Origin of the sequence: Bordetella genomosp. 12 (assembly GCF_002261355.1) — a bacterium.
Taxonomy (GTDB): domain Bacteria; phylum Pseudomonadota; class Gammaproteobacteria; order Burkholderiales; family Burkholderiaceae_B; genus Bordetella.
The window spans coordinates 1,329,656-1,345,019 of the sequence record NZ_NEVU01000003.1 but is presented as its reverse complement, the minus strand read 5'-3'; the positions used below and the strand labels follow the sequence as shown (position 1 = coordinate 1,345,019).

The 15,364-nt window shown below is 65.5% G+C and carries 10 protein-coding genes; 2 read left to right on the top strand and 8 right to left on the bottom strand.

Translation table 11 applies throughout. The features are described 5' to 3' along the window. Nucleotides 1–71 precede the first annotated feature (71 nt). Nucleotides 72–449 (top strand): glycine cleavage system protein GcvH, encoded by a 378-nt coding sequence (gene gcvH / locus CAL22_RS18255; protein WP_094815647.1) that lies wholly within the window; start codon nt 72–74, stop codon nt 447–449. A gap of 50 nt (nt 450–499) precedes the next feature. Beyond that, nucleotides 500–3,373, top strand: coding sequence for an aminomethyl-transferring glycine dehydrogenase (gene gcvP, locus CAL22_RS18250; RefSeq protein ID WP_094815646.1), 2,874 nt, complete (start codon nt 500–502; stop codon nt 3,371–3,373). Between the two features lie 120 nt (nt 3,374–3,493). Here the strand turns inward: gcvP and CAL22_RS18245 are convergent, their stop codons facing one another. The 8 genes from CAL22_RS18245 to CAL22_RS18210 form a co-directional block, all read right to left on the bottom strand. Continuing rightward, nucleotides 3,494–5,383 (bottom strand): DUF945 family protein, encoded by a 1,890-nt coding sequence (locus CAL22_RS18245; RefSeq protein ID WP_094815645.1) that lies wholly within the window; start codon nt 5,381–5,383, stop codon nt 3,494–3,496. Between the two features lie 180 nt (nt 5,384–5,563). Continuing rightward, nucleotides 5,564–7,006: a YdgA family protein gene (locus tag CAL22_RS18240; RefSeq protein WP_094815644.1), complete on the bottom strand. Its 1,443-nt coding sequence runs from the start codon at nt 7,004–7,006 to the stop codon at nt 5,564–5,566. A 98-nt stretch (nt 7,007–7,104) separates the two neighbouring features. Continuing rightward, entirely contained in the window at nt 7,105–8,580 is a 1,476-nt protein-coding gene (locus CAL22_RS18235; RefSeq protein WP_094815643.1) for a M81 family metallopeptidase, read from the bottom strand. Between the two features lie 61 nt (nt 8,581–8,641). After that, entirely contained in the window at nt 8,642–10,291 is a 1,650-nt protein-coding gene (locus tag CAL22_RS18230) for an ABC transporter ATP-binding protein (RefSeq protein WP_094815642.1), read from the bottom strand. Nucleotides 10,292–10,293: 2 nt separating this feature from the next. Further along, a complete protein-coding gene (locus CAL22_RS18225) occupies nt 10,294–11,187 on the bottom strand; it encodes an ABC transporter permease (RefSeq protein WP_167383686.1) in 894 nt (297 codons plus the stop codon). Nucleotides 11,188–11,189: 2 nt separating this feature from the next. Next, nucleotides 11,190–12,131 carry an ABC transporter permease gene (locus tag CAL22_RS18220; RefSeq protein WP_094815641.1) on the bottom strand — a complete coding sequence of 314 codons (942 nt, stop codon included), beginning with the start codon at nt 12,129–12,131 and terminating at the stop codon, nt 11,190–11,192. A gap of 75 nt (nt 12,132–12,206) precedes the next feature. Beyond that, nucleotides 12,207–13,772 (bottom strand): ABC transporter substrate-binding protein, encoded by a 1,566-nt coding sequence (locus tag CAL22_RS18215; protein WP_094815640.1) that lies wholly within the window; start codon nt 13,770–13,772, stop codon nt 12,207–12,209. 82 nt (nt 13,773–13,854) lie between these two features. After that, nucleotides 13,855–15,357, bottom strand: a complete 1,503-nt coding sequence (locus tag CAL22_RS18210; RefSeq protein WP_094815639.1) for a M81 family metallopeptidase — start codon at nt 15,355–15,357, stop codon at nt 13,855–13,857. Nucleotides 15,358–15,364: the final 7 nt, after the last annotated feature.

Below are 15,364 nucleotides of genomic sequence, written 5' to 3'. Positions count from 1 at the left end.
CGGCCTGCCCGCGCGCAAGGCGCGCAGCATTTTTTCTATACCCATACCACCGGATTTCTTCAGGAGCTCCCATGAGTCTGCCTACCGATCGCAAATACACCTCGTCCCATGAGTGGGTCAAAGCCGAAGGCGACGTCTTCGTCGTCGGCATCACCGACAACGCCCAGGATCAACTGGGCGACCTGGTTTTCGTGGGCGACGTCAATGTCGGCGCCACGCTCAATGCGGGCGAAACCGCTGGCGTGGTCGAGTCCGTCAAAGCGGCCTCGGACATCTACGCGCCGGTCGACGGCGAAATCGTCGCCTTCAATGACGAGCTCGAAGCCAATCCCAACCTGATCAACGAATCGGCCTTCACGGCCTGGATCTTCAAGATCAAGCCGGCCAATGCCGCCGACGCCGACAAGCTGCTGGACGCAGCCGGCTACGAAGCGGTCGCCAACGGCTGACCGGCCGCGCGGGCCGCGGCCCGCGCCTTACCCGAATTTTCGAGAACACCATGTCGCGCGCCCTAGACACCCACTCCGACTTCATCCCCCGCCATATCGGCCCATCCGATGCCGATCAGGCCAAAATGCTGGCCGTCATCGGCTGCGCCAGCCTGGATGCCCTGATCGAGGAAGTCGTTCCGCCCCGTATCCGCAACGAGGCGCCGCTGGCGCTGCCGGCCTCGCGCAGCGAGCCGGACGTGCTGGCCGAACTCAAACAGGTGGCCGCGCGCAACAAGGTGTTCCGCAACTATATCGGCCAGGGTTATTACGGCACGCACACGCCCAATGTGGTGCTGCGCAACGTGCTCGAGAATCCCGCCTGGTACACGGCTTACACGCCCTACCAGCCCGAAATTTCGCAAGGCCGCCTGGAGGCGTTGCTCAACTACCAGACCATGGTCGCCGACCTGACGGGGCTGGACATCTCCAATGCCTCGTTGCTGGATGAGGGCACGGCCGCGGCCGAAGCCATGACGCTGGCGCGCCGGGGCGCCAAGTCCAAAAGCCAGGTCTTCTTCATTTCGCAGCACTGCCATCCCCAGACCATCGAAGTCGTGCGCACGCGCGCCGAGGGCCTGGGCATCGAGATCGTCATCGGTGACGAAGCGCAAGGCTTGCCCGAGTGTTTTGGCGTGTTGCTGCAATACCCGCACAGCCTGGGCGGCGTGGTCAATTATCGTGATCTGGCCGAGGCCGCGCATGCGCAGGGCGCCGTGGTCGCGTGCGCGACCGATCTGCTGGCCCTGGCGCTGCTGACGCCGCCGGGCGAGTGGGGCGCCGACATCGCCATCGGCACCGCTCAGCGCTTCGGCGTGCCTTTCGGCTTCGGCGGCCCGCACGCCGGCTTCATGGCATGCCGCGACGCGTTCAAGCGCAATATGGCTGGCCGCCTGGTGGGCGTGTCCAAGGACGCCCAGGGCAATCCGGCCTTGCGCCTGGCGCTGCAAACGCGCGAGCAGCACATCCGCCGCGAAAAGGCCACCTCGAACATCTGCACGGCGCAGGTGCTGCTGGCGGTGATGGCCGGCTTGTACGCCGTCTGGCATGGCCCGGCGGGCATCCGCCGCATTGCCACGCGGGTTCACAGCTTTACCGGCGCGCTGCGCGAACAACTGCTGGCCTTGGGCCTGACGGTGCAGAACGACAGCTATTTCGACACCTTGCTGATCCAAGCCGGCGCATCGACCGCGGCCATCGTGGCCGCCGCCGAAGGCGCGCAGATCAATCTGCGCCGCGTCAACGACGCTCAGGTGGCGGTGTCGCTGGACGAAACCGTCACGCTCGAGGATCTGCAGGCGCTGGTCGATGTGTTCGCCGCTGCCGTGGGCAAGCCGGCCGCGCGCCTGGACAGCCAGTCGCTGGCGGCCGAGGCCGGCGCCGCGCTGCCGCCGGGCACCGTGCGCACCTCGCCCATCCTGGCGCACCCGATTTTCTCCAGCGTGCAATCCGAAACCGACATGCTGCGCTACCTGCGCAAGCTCGCCGACAAGGACCTGGCGCTGGATCGCAGCATGATCCCGCTGGGCTCGTGCACCATGAAGCTCAATGCCACGGCCGAGATGATCCCCATCACCTGGCCGGAGTTCGCGCTGATCCACCCGTTTGCGCCGGCCGCGCAGACCACGGGCTACCGCGAGCTCATCGATCGCCTGTCGGCGGCGTTGTGCGAGATCACCGGCTACGACAACATCAGCCTGCAGCCCAACTCCGGCGCGCAGGGCGAGTACGCCGGCCTGCTGGCCATTCGCGGCTACCATCAGGCGCGTGGCGAGCATCAGCGCAACGTCTGCCTGATTCCGGCTTCGGCGCACGGCACCAACCCGGCCTCGGCGCAACTGGCCGGCATGGACGTGGTCGTGGTGGCCTCCGACGCGCAGGGCAACGTCGATCTGGCCGACCTGCAGGCCAAGATCGAGCAAGTCGGCGACCGTCTGGCGGCCCTCATGATCACCTATCCTTCGACACACGGCGTGTTCGAAGAAGCGGTCACCGAGATCTGCGAACGCGTGCATGCGGCCGGCGGCCAGGTCTATCTCGACGGCGCCAACATGAATGCCATGGTGGGCGTGGCCAAACCGGGCAAGTTCGGCTCCGATGTGTCGCACCTGAACCTGCACAAGACGTTCTGCATCCCGCATGGCGGCGGCGGCCCCGGCGTGGGTCCGGTGGCGGTTCGTGCTCACCTGGCGCCCTATCTGCCGGGCGTGGTCAATGAGCAAGGCAAGCTGGACGCCCAGGCCAAGGTGGGCCCGGTGTCGGCTGCGCCCTATGGTTCGGCCGGCATCCTGGCCATTCCCTTCGTTTATATCGCCCTGATGGGGGCCGAAGGGCTGCGCCGCGCCACCGAAGTGGCCATCCTGAACGCCAACTACGTGGCCACGCGCCTGCGTGAGCACTATCCGGTGCTGTACGCGGGCCGTCACGGCCGTGTGGCGCACGAATGCATTCTGGACGTGCGTCCGCTCAAGGACAGCAGCGGCGTGAGCGCCGAAGACATTGCCAAGCGCCTGATGGATTATGGCTTCCACGCGCCGACCATGAGCTTCCCGGTGGCTGGCACGCTCATGGTCGAGCCGACCGAGTCCGAAGGACTGGCCGAGCTCGAGCGTTTCATCGATGCGATGGTCGCCATCCGCGCCGAGATCGCCCAGATCGAGCGTGGCGAGCGCGATCGTGAGGACAACGTCCTGAAGAACGCGCCGCATACTGCGCAGATGTTGCTGGCCGATGAGTGGGACCACGACTATCCGCGCCAGCAGGCCGCCTATCCGGTCGCCACGCTGCGCGAGGCCAAGTACTGGCCGCCCGTGGCGCGGGTGGATAATGCCTATGGCGATCGCAACCTCGTGTGCGCTTGCCTGCCCATGGAAGCCTATCTCTGATCGTTTCGTTTCGGTCTGACCGGGGCCCCTGCTCGTCAGAGCCGGGGCCCCGGTCATTTGAGGCGGCGGTATCCAGGCATAAAAAAACGCGCCCCGGTGGGCGCGTTCAGGCCGTGCGGCTTATTGGTCGTCAGGCGGCTGGGGGAAGTCGTCCGCCACCGCCAGAAAGGTTTCCAGGAACATCTGGATGGTGTCCAGGGACATGCCTTCCGAGACGTCGACCTCGTACTGCAGCATGGCCTTGCCGCGCTTGTTCAGCGAGGCCTGGCCGAAGCTGCTGTACTCGGCATTCCATTGCTTGATGACAGCGGCCGACGGCGGCGGCTGGTCGCCATAGACGGCGGTCAGACGCAGCTTGTCGCAGTCCGGCGCGCAGATCAGCGCCACGGTGATATCGGTGGGGGAGAGTTCCTCTGCCAGCACGGTGAAGATCTTCTTGTCTTCGTTGTAGCCGTACTCATAGCCGGCGGCATCGATGATGTCCGCCACGGTTTCCGCGTCCAGCTCATCGACGACCGGCGACTCGTCGTCGTCGTCCATGGTGTCGCCGCCCGCGTTGGCCAGATCGGCCAGCCATTCCTTGACGGGCACTTCCTTGCCATTGAGTTCGCCCCGGCCATCGGCATAGTTGAACTTGCTGACGATGTTGTCGCCGTCATTGCGGCCCAGATTCATCATTTCGGCCATGCCGGCCACGGCCTGGATATTCTCTTCGGCCTCTTGCTTGGCCGACTCGGCGTCCGCGCCGCGCAGGCGCAGAAACTGTTCGGTCAGGGCAATGGCCATGGGCTTGGAGATCAGTAGATTGGCGTCGATGCGCTTGATCGCTTTCTGCACGAACTCCGCGCCGCTCTGGATGAAGTCGTCGCCGGCCTCGCTTTGCGGCTTGGCCAGGTCCAGCTTGAGGCTGAACCGGCTTTCGCCCGCGCTGTTGCGCCAGACGAGCTGGTCGATGGCGAGGCTGGGCTTGGCGGCCAGCAGCTTGCCGCCGTTTTCCATCAGGGAGGCGATCTGCTCGTCGCGCAGGCCTTCGTCCGTGCCGCGCCCGGCCATCAGGCCGCGCACCATCTGCTTGTACGTGTCGGAGAAAACCTTCATGGTCTGGCCGTCCAGATGGGCCACCGACAAGGCCAGTTCGCCGCCGCCGAAATCGTCCTTGCCCACGGCGAGCTTGCCGACCTTGTACACGGCCTTGCCGGCCACGAAGGTGTCGTCCTCGCTGATGTCCAGAGCGTAGCCCAGGTTGTCCAGGGTGAGCGTCGAGCCCAGCCCGGGCGAGGAGACTTCGAGCGTTTTGACCAGCAGCGCCGAGGTGCCGACGGACAGCCCGAACTTGCCCATGTGGCTGTCGATATCCATGCCCACGCCGCTGATGCGGGCATGGACCTGATCGCCGTCCTCGACCACGTCGAGCTTGAGCTCATCGGCTTCGATACGGCCTTTGACGCTCTGGTCGTGGTTGTCGTAGACCGAGTGGACCGTGGCGCCGCTGAAATGGAACGCGCCCCGGTCATCCTTGAAACTGAGCGCGGCGACGCCGCCGGTGCCGTCGGCCTTGCCGTCATAGCTCAGGATGGTATCGCTCCAGAGCGGCGGCTTGCCTTGCGCCATATCAAAGAAGGGCTTGACCACATCGTTGTTGTCCAGCTGCGAGTGGACGAAGGCCAGCTGAGGCAGCCACTTGCCGCGCTTGAGGGCCCCCGCGGGGAAGGGGCCATGCTCGATATCGCTGACGACGGCGATGGTCAGCGGTTTGTTGTCTTCTTCGGTTTTTTCCGTCGTGAACGTAATCGTGTAGCGCGCCTGGCTGTGGAAAAAACCGCGCTCATAGCGATCCTGCTCGATGCGGATACCCACGCCGGGCACGGCGGCGGCCAGTTTGTCGTTGGCCTGGGCCAGATACTGATGCGTCTGCGCTTCGATGCGCTTGCCGGTGTACCACGTGGCGCCGAGCCAGGCGCCCACTGCCACGATGATCACGCCTGAGGTGATTGCAACGCTTTTCTTCATTTTGGTGTTCCTGAGTAATCACGCGGCGCGCGCACGCGGCCCGGGTTCAGTCCGCGGCGAGTATAGCCATGGCCGCTGCGCGACAGTACCGTGGCCGGTTACCAGCCATGTCAAATTGCAAAACACCGTCCGGTGCGGCCAAGGCGCGCAGAAACGCAGCCGGACGGCAGGGCGGCGCGTTCAGTGGGGCAGGGCGCCCAGCACGGCGTCGGTGGGCATCTCGCGACCGTTGAGGTTGAGCTTGCCGTCGCCGTACTGCAGCGTGCCCACGATGTCTTCGCCTTCGGCACGGCCCAGGTTCAGCATCAGGGCGATGCCGGCGAGGTTGTTGACCTGGCGCGCGGCCAGTGTGGCGGCTTCTTCTTCGCTCTTGCCTTGCATCTGGATCACCGAGGTGCCCAGCGCGGTCATCATGGGCTTGTTCAGCACCAGCCGTGCGTCGAGCTTTTTGATCAGCTCGCGCATGAGCTCGCTGCCCTGGGCCTGAGGATTGACGGGTTGGGCCAGCGTGACCGTCAGGTTGAGCCGGCTCTCGCCTTTGTCGTTCTTCCAGGCGAAGGGTTCCAGGGCCAGCGTGGGATTGTCAGCCAGCAAGGGCGCGGCCGCCTGGGCCAACTGCTGCGTCTGTTCGGGGCTGAACTCACCGCGCCTGCGGCCTTGAGCGGCCGCCTCGTTGGCCAGCCGCAGATAGACCTCGTTGACGGCCTTGAGCTTGGCGCCATCGAGCCGGGAGAATTTCATCGTGCCGTGCTGGCTGCCGAGCGCGGCGCCATTGAAGACGAGTTTGTCGGCGGAGAATTCGACCTGCCCGTTGAGGAAGCGGTCATCCTCCTTGACGACGCCCTTGTAGTTGACGTCTTCGCTCAGCCAGGTGCCTGCCTCGCCCTGCGATCGGATTTCCACGCGGTCGATATGCAGGTTGCTGGTGCCGATCTGATAACCATACTGGCCCTTCTTGCCATCGACTTCCGTGCGGCTGTTGCCCAGCATGATCTGGGTGGCCGGCATGCGCTCGTCGCGCGGCAGGAAGATCGCGATGGGCTGGGCCTGCAACTGCCCTTTCATGCTGCTGAGATTCTTGCCGATATCGCCTTCGAAGCGCGCACCGCCGAAATCCACTTGCGGGTCGGCCCATTTCAGCGCGGCCGCCTCGGCCTTGACCGCGGCACTGCCGCCGTAGGCGAGCACCAGATCGGTGATCAGGGGGTTCTTGCCCTGCGCCGCCGTAAAGAAGGGGCGCGCGGCCTCGGTGTCGGCCATGGCGGTGTGGACAAAGGCCATCGACGGCAGCAAATGGCCCTGGGCCAGCGCGCCGGCCGGCAGGGGGCCGTGATCGATGCGGGCATCGAATTCCAGGCGCTCGCCGGGTTTGAGGGGGCTGCCAGGCAGCGCCGTGGCCACCAGGCCATAGCGCGCCGAGGTGGAGAAAAACCCGCGCTCGAACGCAAGCTGTTCGACTTTCAGGCCGGTGCCGGGGTAGGTGGCGTCCAGGTAGGCATTGACTTCATCCAGCCGTGCCTGGCTTTCGTCGGCCAGGCGCTCGCCGGTGTACCACGTGCCCCCGAGCCAGGCGCCCACCACCACTACGATTACGCCAGCGCCTATCGCTACGCCTTTTTTCATATTCTTCCTCGTTGGTGTTGTTGACGCCTGCTGCGCCGGCCCCTTGCCGCATCGCGGCAAGGGTAAACCCGAGAAAGTATAGCGCGGGGGTGCTTGGCTCACATGGCGTCGAGCGGGTAGATGGGCCGCCTGACGTGTTTGAAATCAATCTGGCTGTAATCCGACGTCGTGACGCCGACGCCGGTGCATTCGATGATGGCGCTGGCCATCGCGGCGAAACCGGCCCGCCAATGCACGCGTGACTTCAGCACGACGTAGCGCTTCTGCAAGGGATCGATGCCGGCCGACAGCAGGCAATTGATGTCGAAAGGCTCCTGATGGCGCGAGACGATGACGATCTCCACCTTGCCCGTGTCCAGTACTACCGTCAGCCCGGTGTCGTTGCGCACGCCCCGGTACATGGGGCCGCGGTTCAGATACACCCCGTCGAAGACCAGCTTGACGCGGCCGGTGACCGTCAGCGGCGCGCTCTGGACCTTCAGGGCCGGCATGGCTACTTTGCCGCCCACCTCGAGCGTGATGGTCTGGCCTACGCCCGCCGCGGCCGCGGCCTCGGCGGCTTGCGGGTCGCAAAGCGCATAGAAGGCCACGTTCTCCAGGCCCTGGCGCAGGATTTCGGCCAGAACGGCCGTGGTGTCCATGGTGCCGCCCGAGCCGGTGTTGTCGAAGTGATCCAGCAGCACGACCGGCCCTTCGGTCAGGGTCTTGGCATGCGCGATCGTGGGCTCCAGCGGTTCGGGATGGAACACCCATTGCTCACGGCGCGTCCAGGCCGTGTCGAGCAGTTCGTCGCGATACTGTTCGGCCGCCGCGGCATTGTCATCGGTGCAGACCACGGCCGACAGCCCGGCCTCGCTGATGTCCGCATGAGGAAACCCGACGAAGACCGAGGCGGCCAGCACGGCGCCTTGCTCGAGCTCGATACAGCGCGCCTGCAGCGATTTGTTCGGATCGGCGTGCGTGCCCTGGCACATGATGTGCGGCAGCATGGGGACATTGCCCCAGCGCATGACAGGTTTGATCTCGCCTTTGAGGGTGCGCACGATGACATCGGCGGCGCGCACGCCGCTTTCGCGGATGTCGACGTGCGGATAGGTGTGGAAGCCCGTGATCACCGTGGCGTTCTTGACGATGTCTTCGTAGAGGTTGGCGTGCATGTCCAGCGTCACGCCCACCGGCGTGTGGGGGTCGATTTCGCGCAGCCGGCGCAGCAGATCGCCTTCGGCATCCTCCACGCCTTCGGCGACCATGGCGCCATGCAGATCCAGCAAGATGGCGTCATACCCGCCCTTGCGCACTTCGTCCAGAATCAGGCCGCACAGCCTTTCGTGCGTGGCCGCGTCGGTGGGCGAGCTGGGCCAGGATTCGGCCGCCACCGGCACCACCATCTGCGCGCCCTCGCGCCGCGCCACCTCGATATAGCCGCCCAGGCCACTGTCGGTGTTCTCGTAGGCGCGTATCGCGCTGTCGCCCGACAGGATCTCCGGATTGCCGCGGAAAAAACGCGCAAGCGGCGTAGGCACGGGAGAGAAAGTATTGGTCTCGTGCTTGATCATTGCCAACAGCCAACGCATTTACTGCTCCTTCTTTCTGATGGGGGCCGGCCCCGGCGGCCGGCCATGCTGTGCGGGCGGCTCAGGCGGCCGTCTGCAGAGGACGGAAATGACGGAAGTCCCAACCCCGGCCTGGCGCCGCGTCGATCAAGGCGCGCGTATAGGGGTGTTGAGGCTGGGTCAGGACGGTGGCGGCGCTGCCGGTTTCCACGACGCGCCCGCTTTGCATCACCATGATGGTGTCGCAGATCTGGGCCGCCACCCGCAGGTCATGCGTGATGAAGAGCACGCCCACGCCGGTGCGCTGGCGCACCTCTTCGAGCAAATCGAGGACTTGGGCCTGCACGGAGACGTCCAGGGCCGACACGGCCTCGTCGGCCACCAGCACCTCCGGCTCCATGACCAGTGCGCGCGCAATGCAGATGCGCTGGCGTTGGCCGCCGGAGAATTGATGGGGGTAGCGCTGCATCACGTCCGGGCTCAGGCCGACCACGCGCAGCATCTCGGCCGCGCGCGCTTCGGCCTGCGCGCGCGGCGTGCCGAAGTTGAGCAGGCCCTCGATGATGGATTCGCCCACCGGCCGCCGGGGATTGAGCGAGCGATAGGGATCCTGAAACACGATCTGAATGCGGCGGCGCAAGGGCCGCAGTGCCGCGCCTTGTACGCGCGCGACGTCCTCGCCGCCCAGGCACAGCGAGCCTTCGGTCGGCTCGATCAAACGCATGATGCAGCGTGCGACGGTGGACTTGCCCGAGCCGGATTCGCCCACGATGCCGAGGATCTCGCCGCGGCGCAGCGTGAGATTGACGTCGGTGGCCGCCACGACCGAGTGGCCGGCCGAGCCAAGCAGGCCGCGTTTGCTGGAGTAGGTGCGCCCGAGCTTCTGGACATGCAGCACCGGCTGCCCATCGGGGGCGGCGCGTTCGGTGGGCACCAGGCTGGGCACGGAGGACACCAGGCGCCGGGTGTACTCCTGACGGGGCCGCGCCAGGATGTCGTCGCGGGTGCCGGCCTCGACGAGATTGCCGCGGTTCATCACCACGATATGGTCGGCGATCTCGGCCACTACGCCGAAGTCGTGCGTGATGAACAGCACGGCCGTGCCGTGCTTGTCCTGCAGCTCCTTGATGAGCGCCAGGATTTGCTTTTGCGTGGTGACGTCGAGGGCCGTGGTGGGCTCGTCGGCGATCAGCAGGCGGGGCTCGAGGATGAGCGCCATGGCGATGACGATGCGCTGGCGCTGGCCGCCCGAGAGCTGGTGCGGATAGGAGTCGTAGACGCGTTCGACATCGGGCAGATGCACCGACCGGAACATGTCCAGCACCTTATCGTGGCGTTGCGCGCGACTCATCTGCTTGCGGTGCAGCCGCAGCACCTCATCGACCTGGCGGCCCACGGTGTGCACCGGGTTGAGCGCCGTCATGGGCTCCTGAAACACCATGGCCATGTGGGTGGCGCGCATCTGGCGCAGGCGGCGCGGCGTGGCCTGCACGACGTCCTCGCCGTCGACCTGGATGCTGCCGCGTTGCACCTTGAGCACCCCGGGCGGCAACAGGCCCATCGTGGCGAGCGAGGTCACGGACTTGCCGGAACCGGACTCGCCCACGACACAGACCGTTTCACCGGGCCGGACTTGCAGGCTGAGGTCGTTCACGACGCAAGTGCCAGCGCCCTGTACCTGCACGGTGAGGTGCTGGATGGACAGGACGGCATCGCTGGAAGAGGTGTGCATGATCAGCTCCGTCGGACCATCTTGGGGTCGAGCGCGTCGCGCAGGGCGTCGCCCAGCATGTTGACCGACAGCACGGTCAGCGACAGCATCAGCCCGGGGAAAAGAATCAGCCCGGGCAGCATGCGGAAGTACATGCGGCCTTCGGACATGATGTTGCCCCAGGAGGGAATCTCGGGCGGGATGCCCGCGCCGAGGAAACTCAGGATGGCCTCGGTCAGCATGGCTGAGGCGAAGACGTAGGTGCCCTGCACGGTGAGGGGCGCAATGGTGCTGGGCACCATGTGCCGCCACAGCAGCAAGGGCAGCGGGGTGCCCAGCGCCAGCGCGGCCTCGACATAAGGCTCTTCACGCACGCTCAGGATCTGGCCGCGCACCAGGCGCACCACACGCGGGATCTCCGGGATGGTGATGGCCACGAGCACCGTCGTCAGGCTGGCGCCGCCGACCGACACCAGGGCGATGGCCAGCAAAATGCCGGGGATGGCCATGATGGCGTCCATGGTGCGCATGATGATGCCGTCCAGGCTGCGGAACCAGCCGGCGATGACGCCGATGACCAGCCCCAGCCCCACGCTGATGAGCGCCGCGCCCAGGCCCGCGACCAGCGAGATGCGTGCGCCGTAGACCACGCGCGACCAGACATCGCGGCCGAAAGCGTCGGTGCCGAAGAAGTATTCGCCAAAGGGGGGCTTGAGGCGGGCGCCCGGGTTGATGGCGGTCGGGTCGGTGGTGCCTATCCAGGGGGCGAACACGGCGGCGGCCACCACCAGCACGAGAATGGCCAGAGAAATCAGGACGGGCCAGCTGCGCAGTTCCGCGCGCAGGCGCTGCCAGGCGCCGGCGTTCGGGCTGCCGCTGCCGGGCAGCGCGTGATCGTTCAGGGCGTCTGTCTGCATGTTCAGTACCGGATGCGCGGGTCGAACACCGTATAGGCGCAATCGACAAGCAGATTGATGAATACGTAAACGAAGGCGAAGAACAAAGTCAGGCCCTGAATCACGGGATAGTCGCGCGCCAGCACGGCTTCGACGACCAGACGGCCCAGACCAGGGATGTTGAAGACCGACTCGGTGACCACCACGCCGCTGATCAGCAGCGCCACCCCGACGCCGACCACCGTGGCGATGGGGACGGCGGCGTTACGCAGCGCATGGCCCAGCAGAACGCCGGTCTCGCCCAGGCCTTTGGCCCGCGCGGTGCGGATATAGTCCTCTCCCATGACTTCGATCACACTGGTGCGCGTGATGCGCGCGATCAGCGCGATGTAGACCGTCGACAGGGCCAGCGAGGGCAGGATCAGACGGTGCAGATACGGCCAGAAGCCTTGCGCCAGCGGTGTGTAGCCCTGGACGTTGAACCACCCCAGCTTGATCGCGAAAGCCCAGATGAGCAGGTAGCCCGTCACGAATACCGGCACCGAAAAACCCAGTACGGAAAAGCCCATGACCATGCGGTCGAGCAGCTTGCCGCGCCGCCAGGCCGCCAGCACGCCCAGCGGAATGGCAATGATCAACGTAAGAATGAGCGTGATCACGGCCAAGCTGAGCGACGGTTCCAGGCGCTGGCCGATGAGTTGCCGCACGGGAACACCGGACATCAGGGAGGTGCCCATATCGCCTTGCAGCAGATTGCCGCCCCAGATGAAGAACTGCTTGATCAGGGGCTGGTCCAGCCCCATGGTCTGGCGGATCTGCGCGACACGGTCCGGTGTGGCGCCGTCGCCGGCCATGATGATGGCCGGATCCCCCGGGCTGAAACGCAAGATAGCAAAGACGACTACCGCCACCATGATGAGAACCGGAATGGTGGCCAGCAGCCGGCGCAATACGAAAGCCAGCATATTGTTTTCCCCTTGAATGGGCCGCCGCGGCGGCCGGCCCGCGCATCGCCGCGCGCGGGCCGAGTAAGACGTGAATCAGGGGGCCTTCTTCACGTTCCAGAAAGCAAAGACGGGGGCGTGCACCAGACCGCTGAGTTTGTCGGAGTAGACCGTCGGCACGGCCATCTGGCCCAGCGGCACGTAGAGGCCTTCGTCGATACCGACGCGTTGCGCCTCGTCGGCGATTTTCTTTTGCTCGGCCGGATCGGAGGTCAGCGCGAATTTGGTGCGCAGCGCTTCGATCTCCGGCAGATCGGGCCAGCCGAACCAGGCGTTGTCGCCGTTGGCCGCGGCGGGGGCCGAACGCACCGGATCCATGATGTCGGTGGCGTACCAGTTGGTGTTCAGCATGTTCCAGCCGCCTTCGGCGGGCGCGGCCTTGGAGGCGCGGCGCGTGGCCACGCTTTGCCAGTCCATGGCCTGCAGATTGACGTTAAAGCCCGCCTTGCGCAGGGCCTGGGCCATCACCACCGGCTGAGCGCTGAGCGTGCCGACGTCGGTGGCATGCATGATGAGGATGGGGGTGTTGTCGTAGCCGGCCTCCTTGAGCAGCGCCTTGGCTTTCTCGATATTGGACGGAACGGTCATTTCCTTGCCGATATCGCTTTGCAGCGGCGTGCCGCAACCCCACAGCGAGGCGCAGGTCTGCCAGTACTTGGGGTTGCCGACCAGCGCGCGCATGACATCCTCCTGGCCGATGGCGTACATGGCGGCCTGGCGGATCTTCTTGTTGTCGAACGGGGGATACTTGAAATTGAAGCGGTACATCGTGAAGTAACCCACCGGGCTCAAGGTCTCTTCCTTGAGCTCTTTGTGGCCCTCGACCATGGGCAGCAGGTCGTAGGGGAATTGCTCCACGAAATCGATCTCGCCGTTGAGCAGCGAGTTGGCCGTGGTCAGCGCATCCGGCATGACTTCCCATTCGACGCGGTCCACGTTGACCACTTTGCCGCCCGCCAGGCCGCTGGCCGGCTCTTTGCGCGGCACGTAATCGGCGTTCTTGACATAGACCGTCTTGACGCCCGGCTTGAACTCCGCCACCTTGAACGGACCCGAACCGGTCATGTCGGTGATCGGCTGGCCGATGGGCTGGTCGGCCACGCGCTTGGGCATCATGAAGGCGGCCGTGCCCGTGGGCTTGGACAGGGCGCGCAACGCCAGATCCGTGGGCTCTTTCATGACAATGCGGAAGTGCTTGTCATCCACCTTTTCGATGCTGTCGGTGAACTTGAGCAGGGTGCGTCCCATGCCGTCGCCGGCGGCCCAGCGCTTGATCGAAGCCACACAGTCGTCCGAAGTGACCGGCTTGCCGTCGTGCCACTTCAGGCCGTCGCGCAAGGTCATGGTGTAGGTCTTGCCATCGGGCGAGACTTCCCACTTCTCCAGCATCTGCGGCTGGATCTTGTTGTCCGCGTCGGTCGCCAGCAAGGTGTCGTAGATCATGTAGCCATGCCAGGTCGTGATGTACGCCGTCGTGGCATGCGGGTCGGTCAGGCGCAAAGGCGAATGCATGACGGCCTTGATGGTGGTGTCGGCATATGCGCCGTGCGCCGCCATCAACGTTGCGCCTGCAACGAAAGCCGCTCGAACGATCTTCAACATGGATATTCCCCTGATTCTGCAAGCAGGCGCCTTGCGGACGCCTTTGTTGTGAACGAACCGCGCGCGGCGGTGATAAGGGTTTTCACGCGGTCGGATGCGTGAACTCCGGACCGCAAGGTGCCATTCTGATGCCGTGTCGCAGCCGTGTCCACGGTTGTTTGGCCGCATCCATGAGCATGGAACCCGGTGCCGCGCAGACGAGAATGCGATCGGCGATTCCGGTGAAGTCGGCGCGGAAATGCGCCGTGCTCTTGAGCACGAGAATGGCGGCGCGCTGCGGCTCTATGCCGGCAAAGCGGAACATCTCCTGATCGGCCATCTGGACCTTGACGCTGGCCACCACAATGCGCACATCGTCGATGCGCAGGCAGGCGCTGGGCCCCAGATCCATGTGAAAGCCGCGATAGAAAGGACCATGCGTGTCGAAGCGGCCATCGGAAATCTTCTCGACGATAAAGTCCGCGACCAGCGGCTCGTCATCGGGAATACCCGAGTGTCCACCCAGTGCAATGCGCACTGTCTTGCCCACGCCCGCGCGATGCGCCGCAAGCGCCGCCTCGGGGTCGACGATCAGGCCGATGGCCGCCTGGCGGGCGCGGTTGCGGATCAAGGCGCGCAACAGGCCGGTGGTGTCCGAACTGCCGCCTGCGCCCGGGTTGTCCTGGGCATCGGCGATCACCACGGGCTTGGTGGCCGAGCCGGCCACGCGCATGGCTTCCAGCACCGCTTCGTCGGGGGTGTAGAGGTGTCCGCCAAAGTCGTCCTCGGCGTTGAGGACCGCGCGCGTCATTTCATCGGCGGCCGCATCGGCGTCGCTCTGGCTATGCCCGTAGGCCCAGACCGATGGTGCGCAATCAGGGAAGTCGGCGGCGGGAAAACCGGTGGCAAAAGACAGGCTGAAGGCGGCGCGCCCTTCCAGTTCATCGAGCAGGCGGTACAGGCTGCGCGCCGGCTCGATATCCGTCGATTGCCAACATAGCGAGATCAGGTAGGGCAGGCTGCGCCAGGCGGCATAGGGCCGTGGCATGCCGTCGAGCCGCTGTTGCAGAAAGCGTGCGCTGCGGGCACCCGTGTCGGCCATGTCCACATGCGGGTAGGTGCGATAACAGACCATGCCATCGGCGTGGCGCAGCATGTTGCGTGTCACGTTGGCGTGCAGGTCCAGGCTGGCCACCAGCGGGATGTCCGGGCCGATCAGCGCCCGCACGCGGCGCAGCAACTCGCCTTCGCCATCGTCCAGGTGCTCGGTGACCATCGCGCCGTGCAGGTCGAGGTAGACGCCGTCCAGGGGCATGGCCTGGCGCAGGCCTTCCAGAATCAGGGTGCTGATGCGTTCGAAGGCATCGCGGGTGACCGGGCCCGACGGGCTGGCCGCCGCCCAGGTCGTCGGCAGCAGGGTGTGGCCGCGCATCGCGTCGATAAAGCCCGCGATGGGGATATTGGCGCCGGCGACGGCCTCGAACAGGGCTGGCCCGCTCACCAGCTTGGGCCAGCCGCCGCCTTTGTCCGCGAAATCTTCCCACGCGGCCCGGGAGGGGGCGAAAGTATTCGTTTCGTGCTGAAAACCGCCTATGCCAATACGCATTGCCAGA

What these genes read in the sequence shown, in the direction of transcription:
- CAL22_RS18240 (WP_094815644.1), bottom strand. Translation starts at nt 7,006, where the DNA reads ATGAAAAAAGGCGTAGCGATAGGCGCTGGCGTAATCGTAGTGGTGGTG.
- CAL22_RS18220 (WP_094815641.1), bottom strand. Translation starts at nt 12,131, where the DNA reads ATGCTGGCTTTCGTATTGCGCCGGCTGCTGGCCACCATTCCGGTTCTC.
- CAL22_RS18235 (WP_094815643.1), bottom strand. Translation starts at nt 8,580, where the DNA reads ATGCGTTGGCTGTTGGCAATGATCAAGCACGAGACCAATACTTTCTCT.
- CAL22_RS18225 (WP_167383686.1), bottom strand. Translation starts at nt 11,187, where the DNA reads ATGCAGACAGACGCCCTGAACGATCACGCGCTGCCCGGCAGCGGCAGC.
- gcvP (WP_094815646.1), top strand. Translation starts at nt 500, where the DNA reads ATGTCGCGCGCCCTAGACACCCACTCCGACTTCATCCCCCGCCATATC.
- CAL22_RS18245 (WP_094815645.1), bottom strand. Translation starts at nt 5,383, where the DNA reads ATGAAGAAAAGCGTTGCAATCACCTCAGGCGTGATCATCGTGGCAGTG.
- gcvH (WP_094815647.1), top strand. Translation starts at nt 72, where the DNA reads ATGAGTCTGCCTACCGATCGCAAATACACCTCGTCCCATGAGTGGGTC.
- CAL22_RS18230 (WP_094815642.1), bottom strand. Translation starts at nt 10,291, where the DNA reads ATGCACACCTCTTCCAGCGATGCCGTCCTGTCCATCCAGCACCTCACC.
- CAL22_RS18215 (WP_094815640.1), bottom strand. Translation starts at nt 13,772, where the DNA reads ATGTTGAAGATCGTTCGAGCGGCTTTCGTTGCAGGCGCAACGTTGATG.
- CAL22_RS18210 (WP_094815639.1), bottom strand. Translation starts at nt 15,357, where the DNA reads ATGCGTATTGGCATAGGCGGTTTTCAGCACGAAACGAATACTTTCGCC.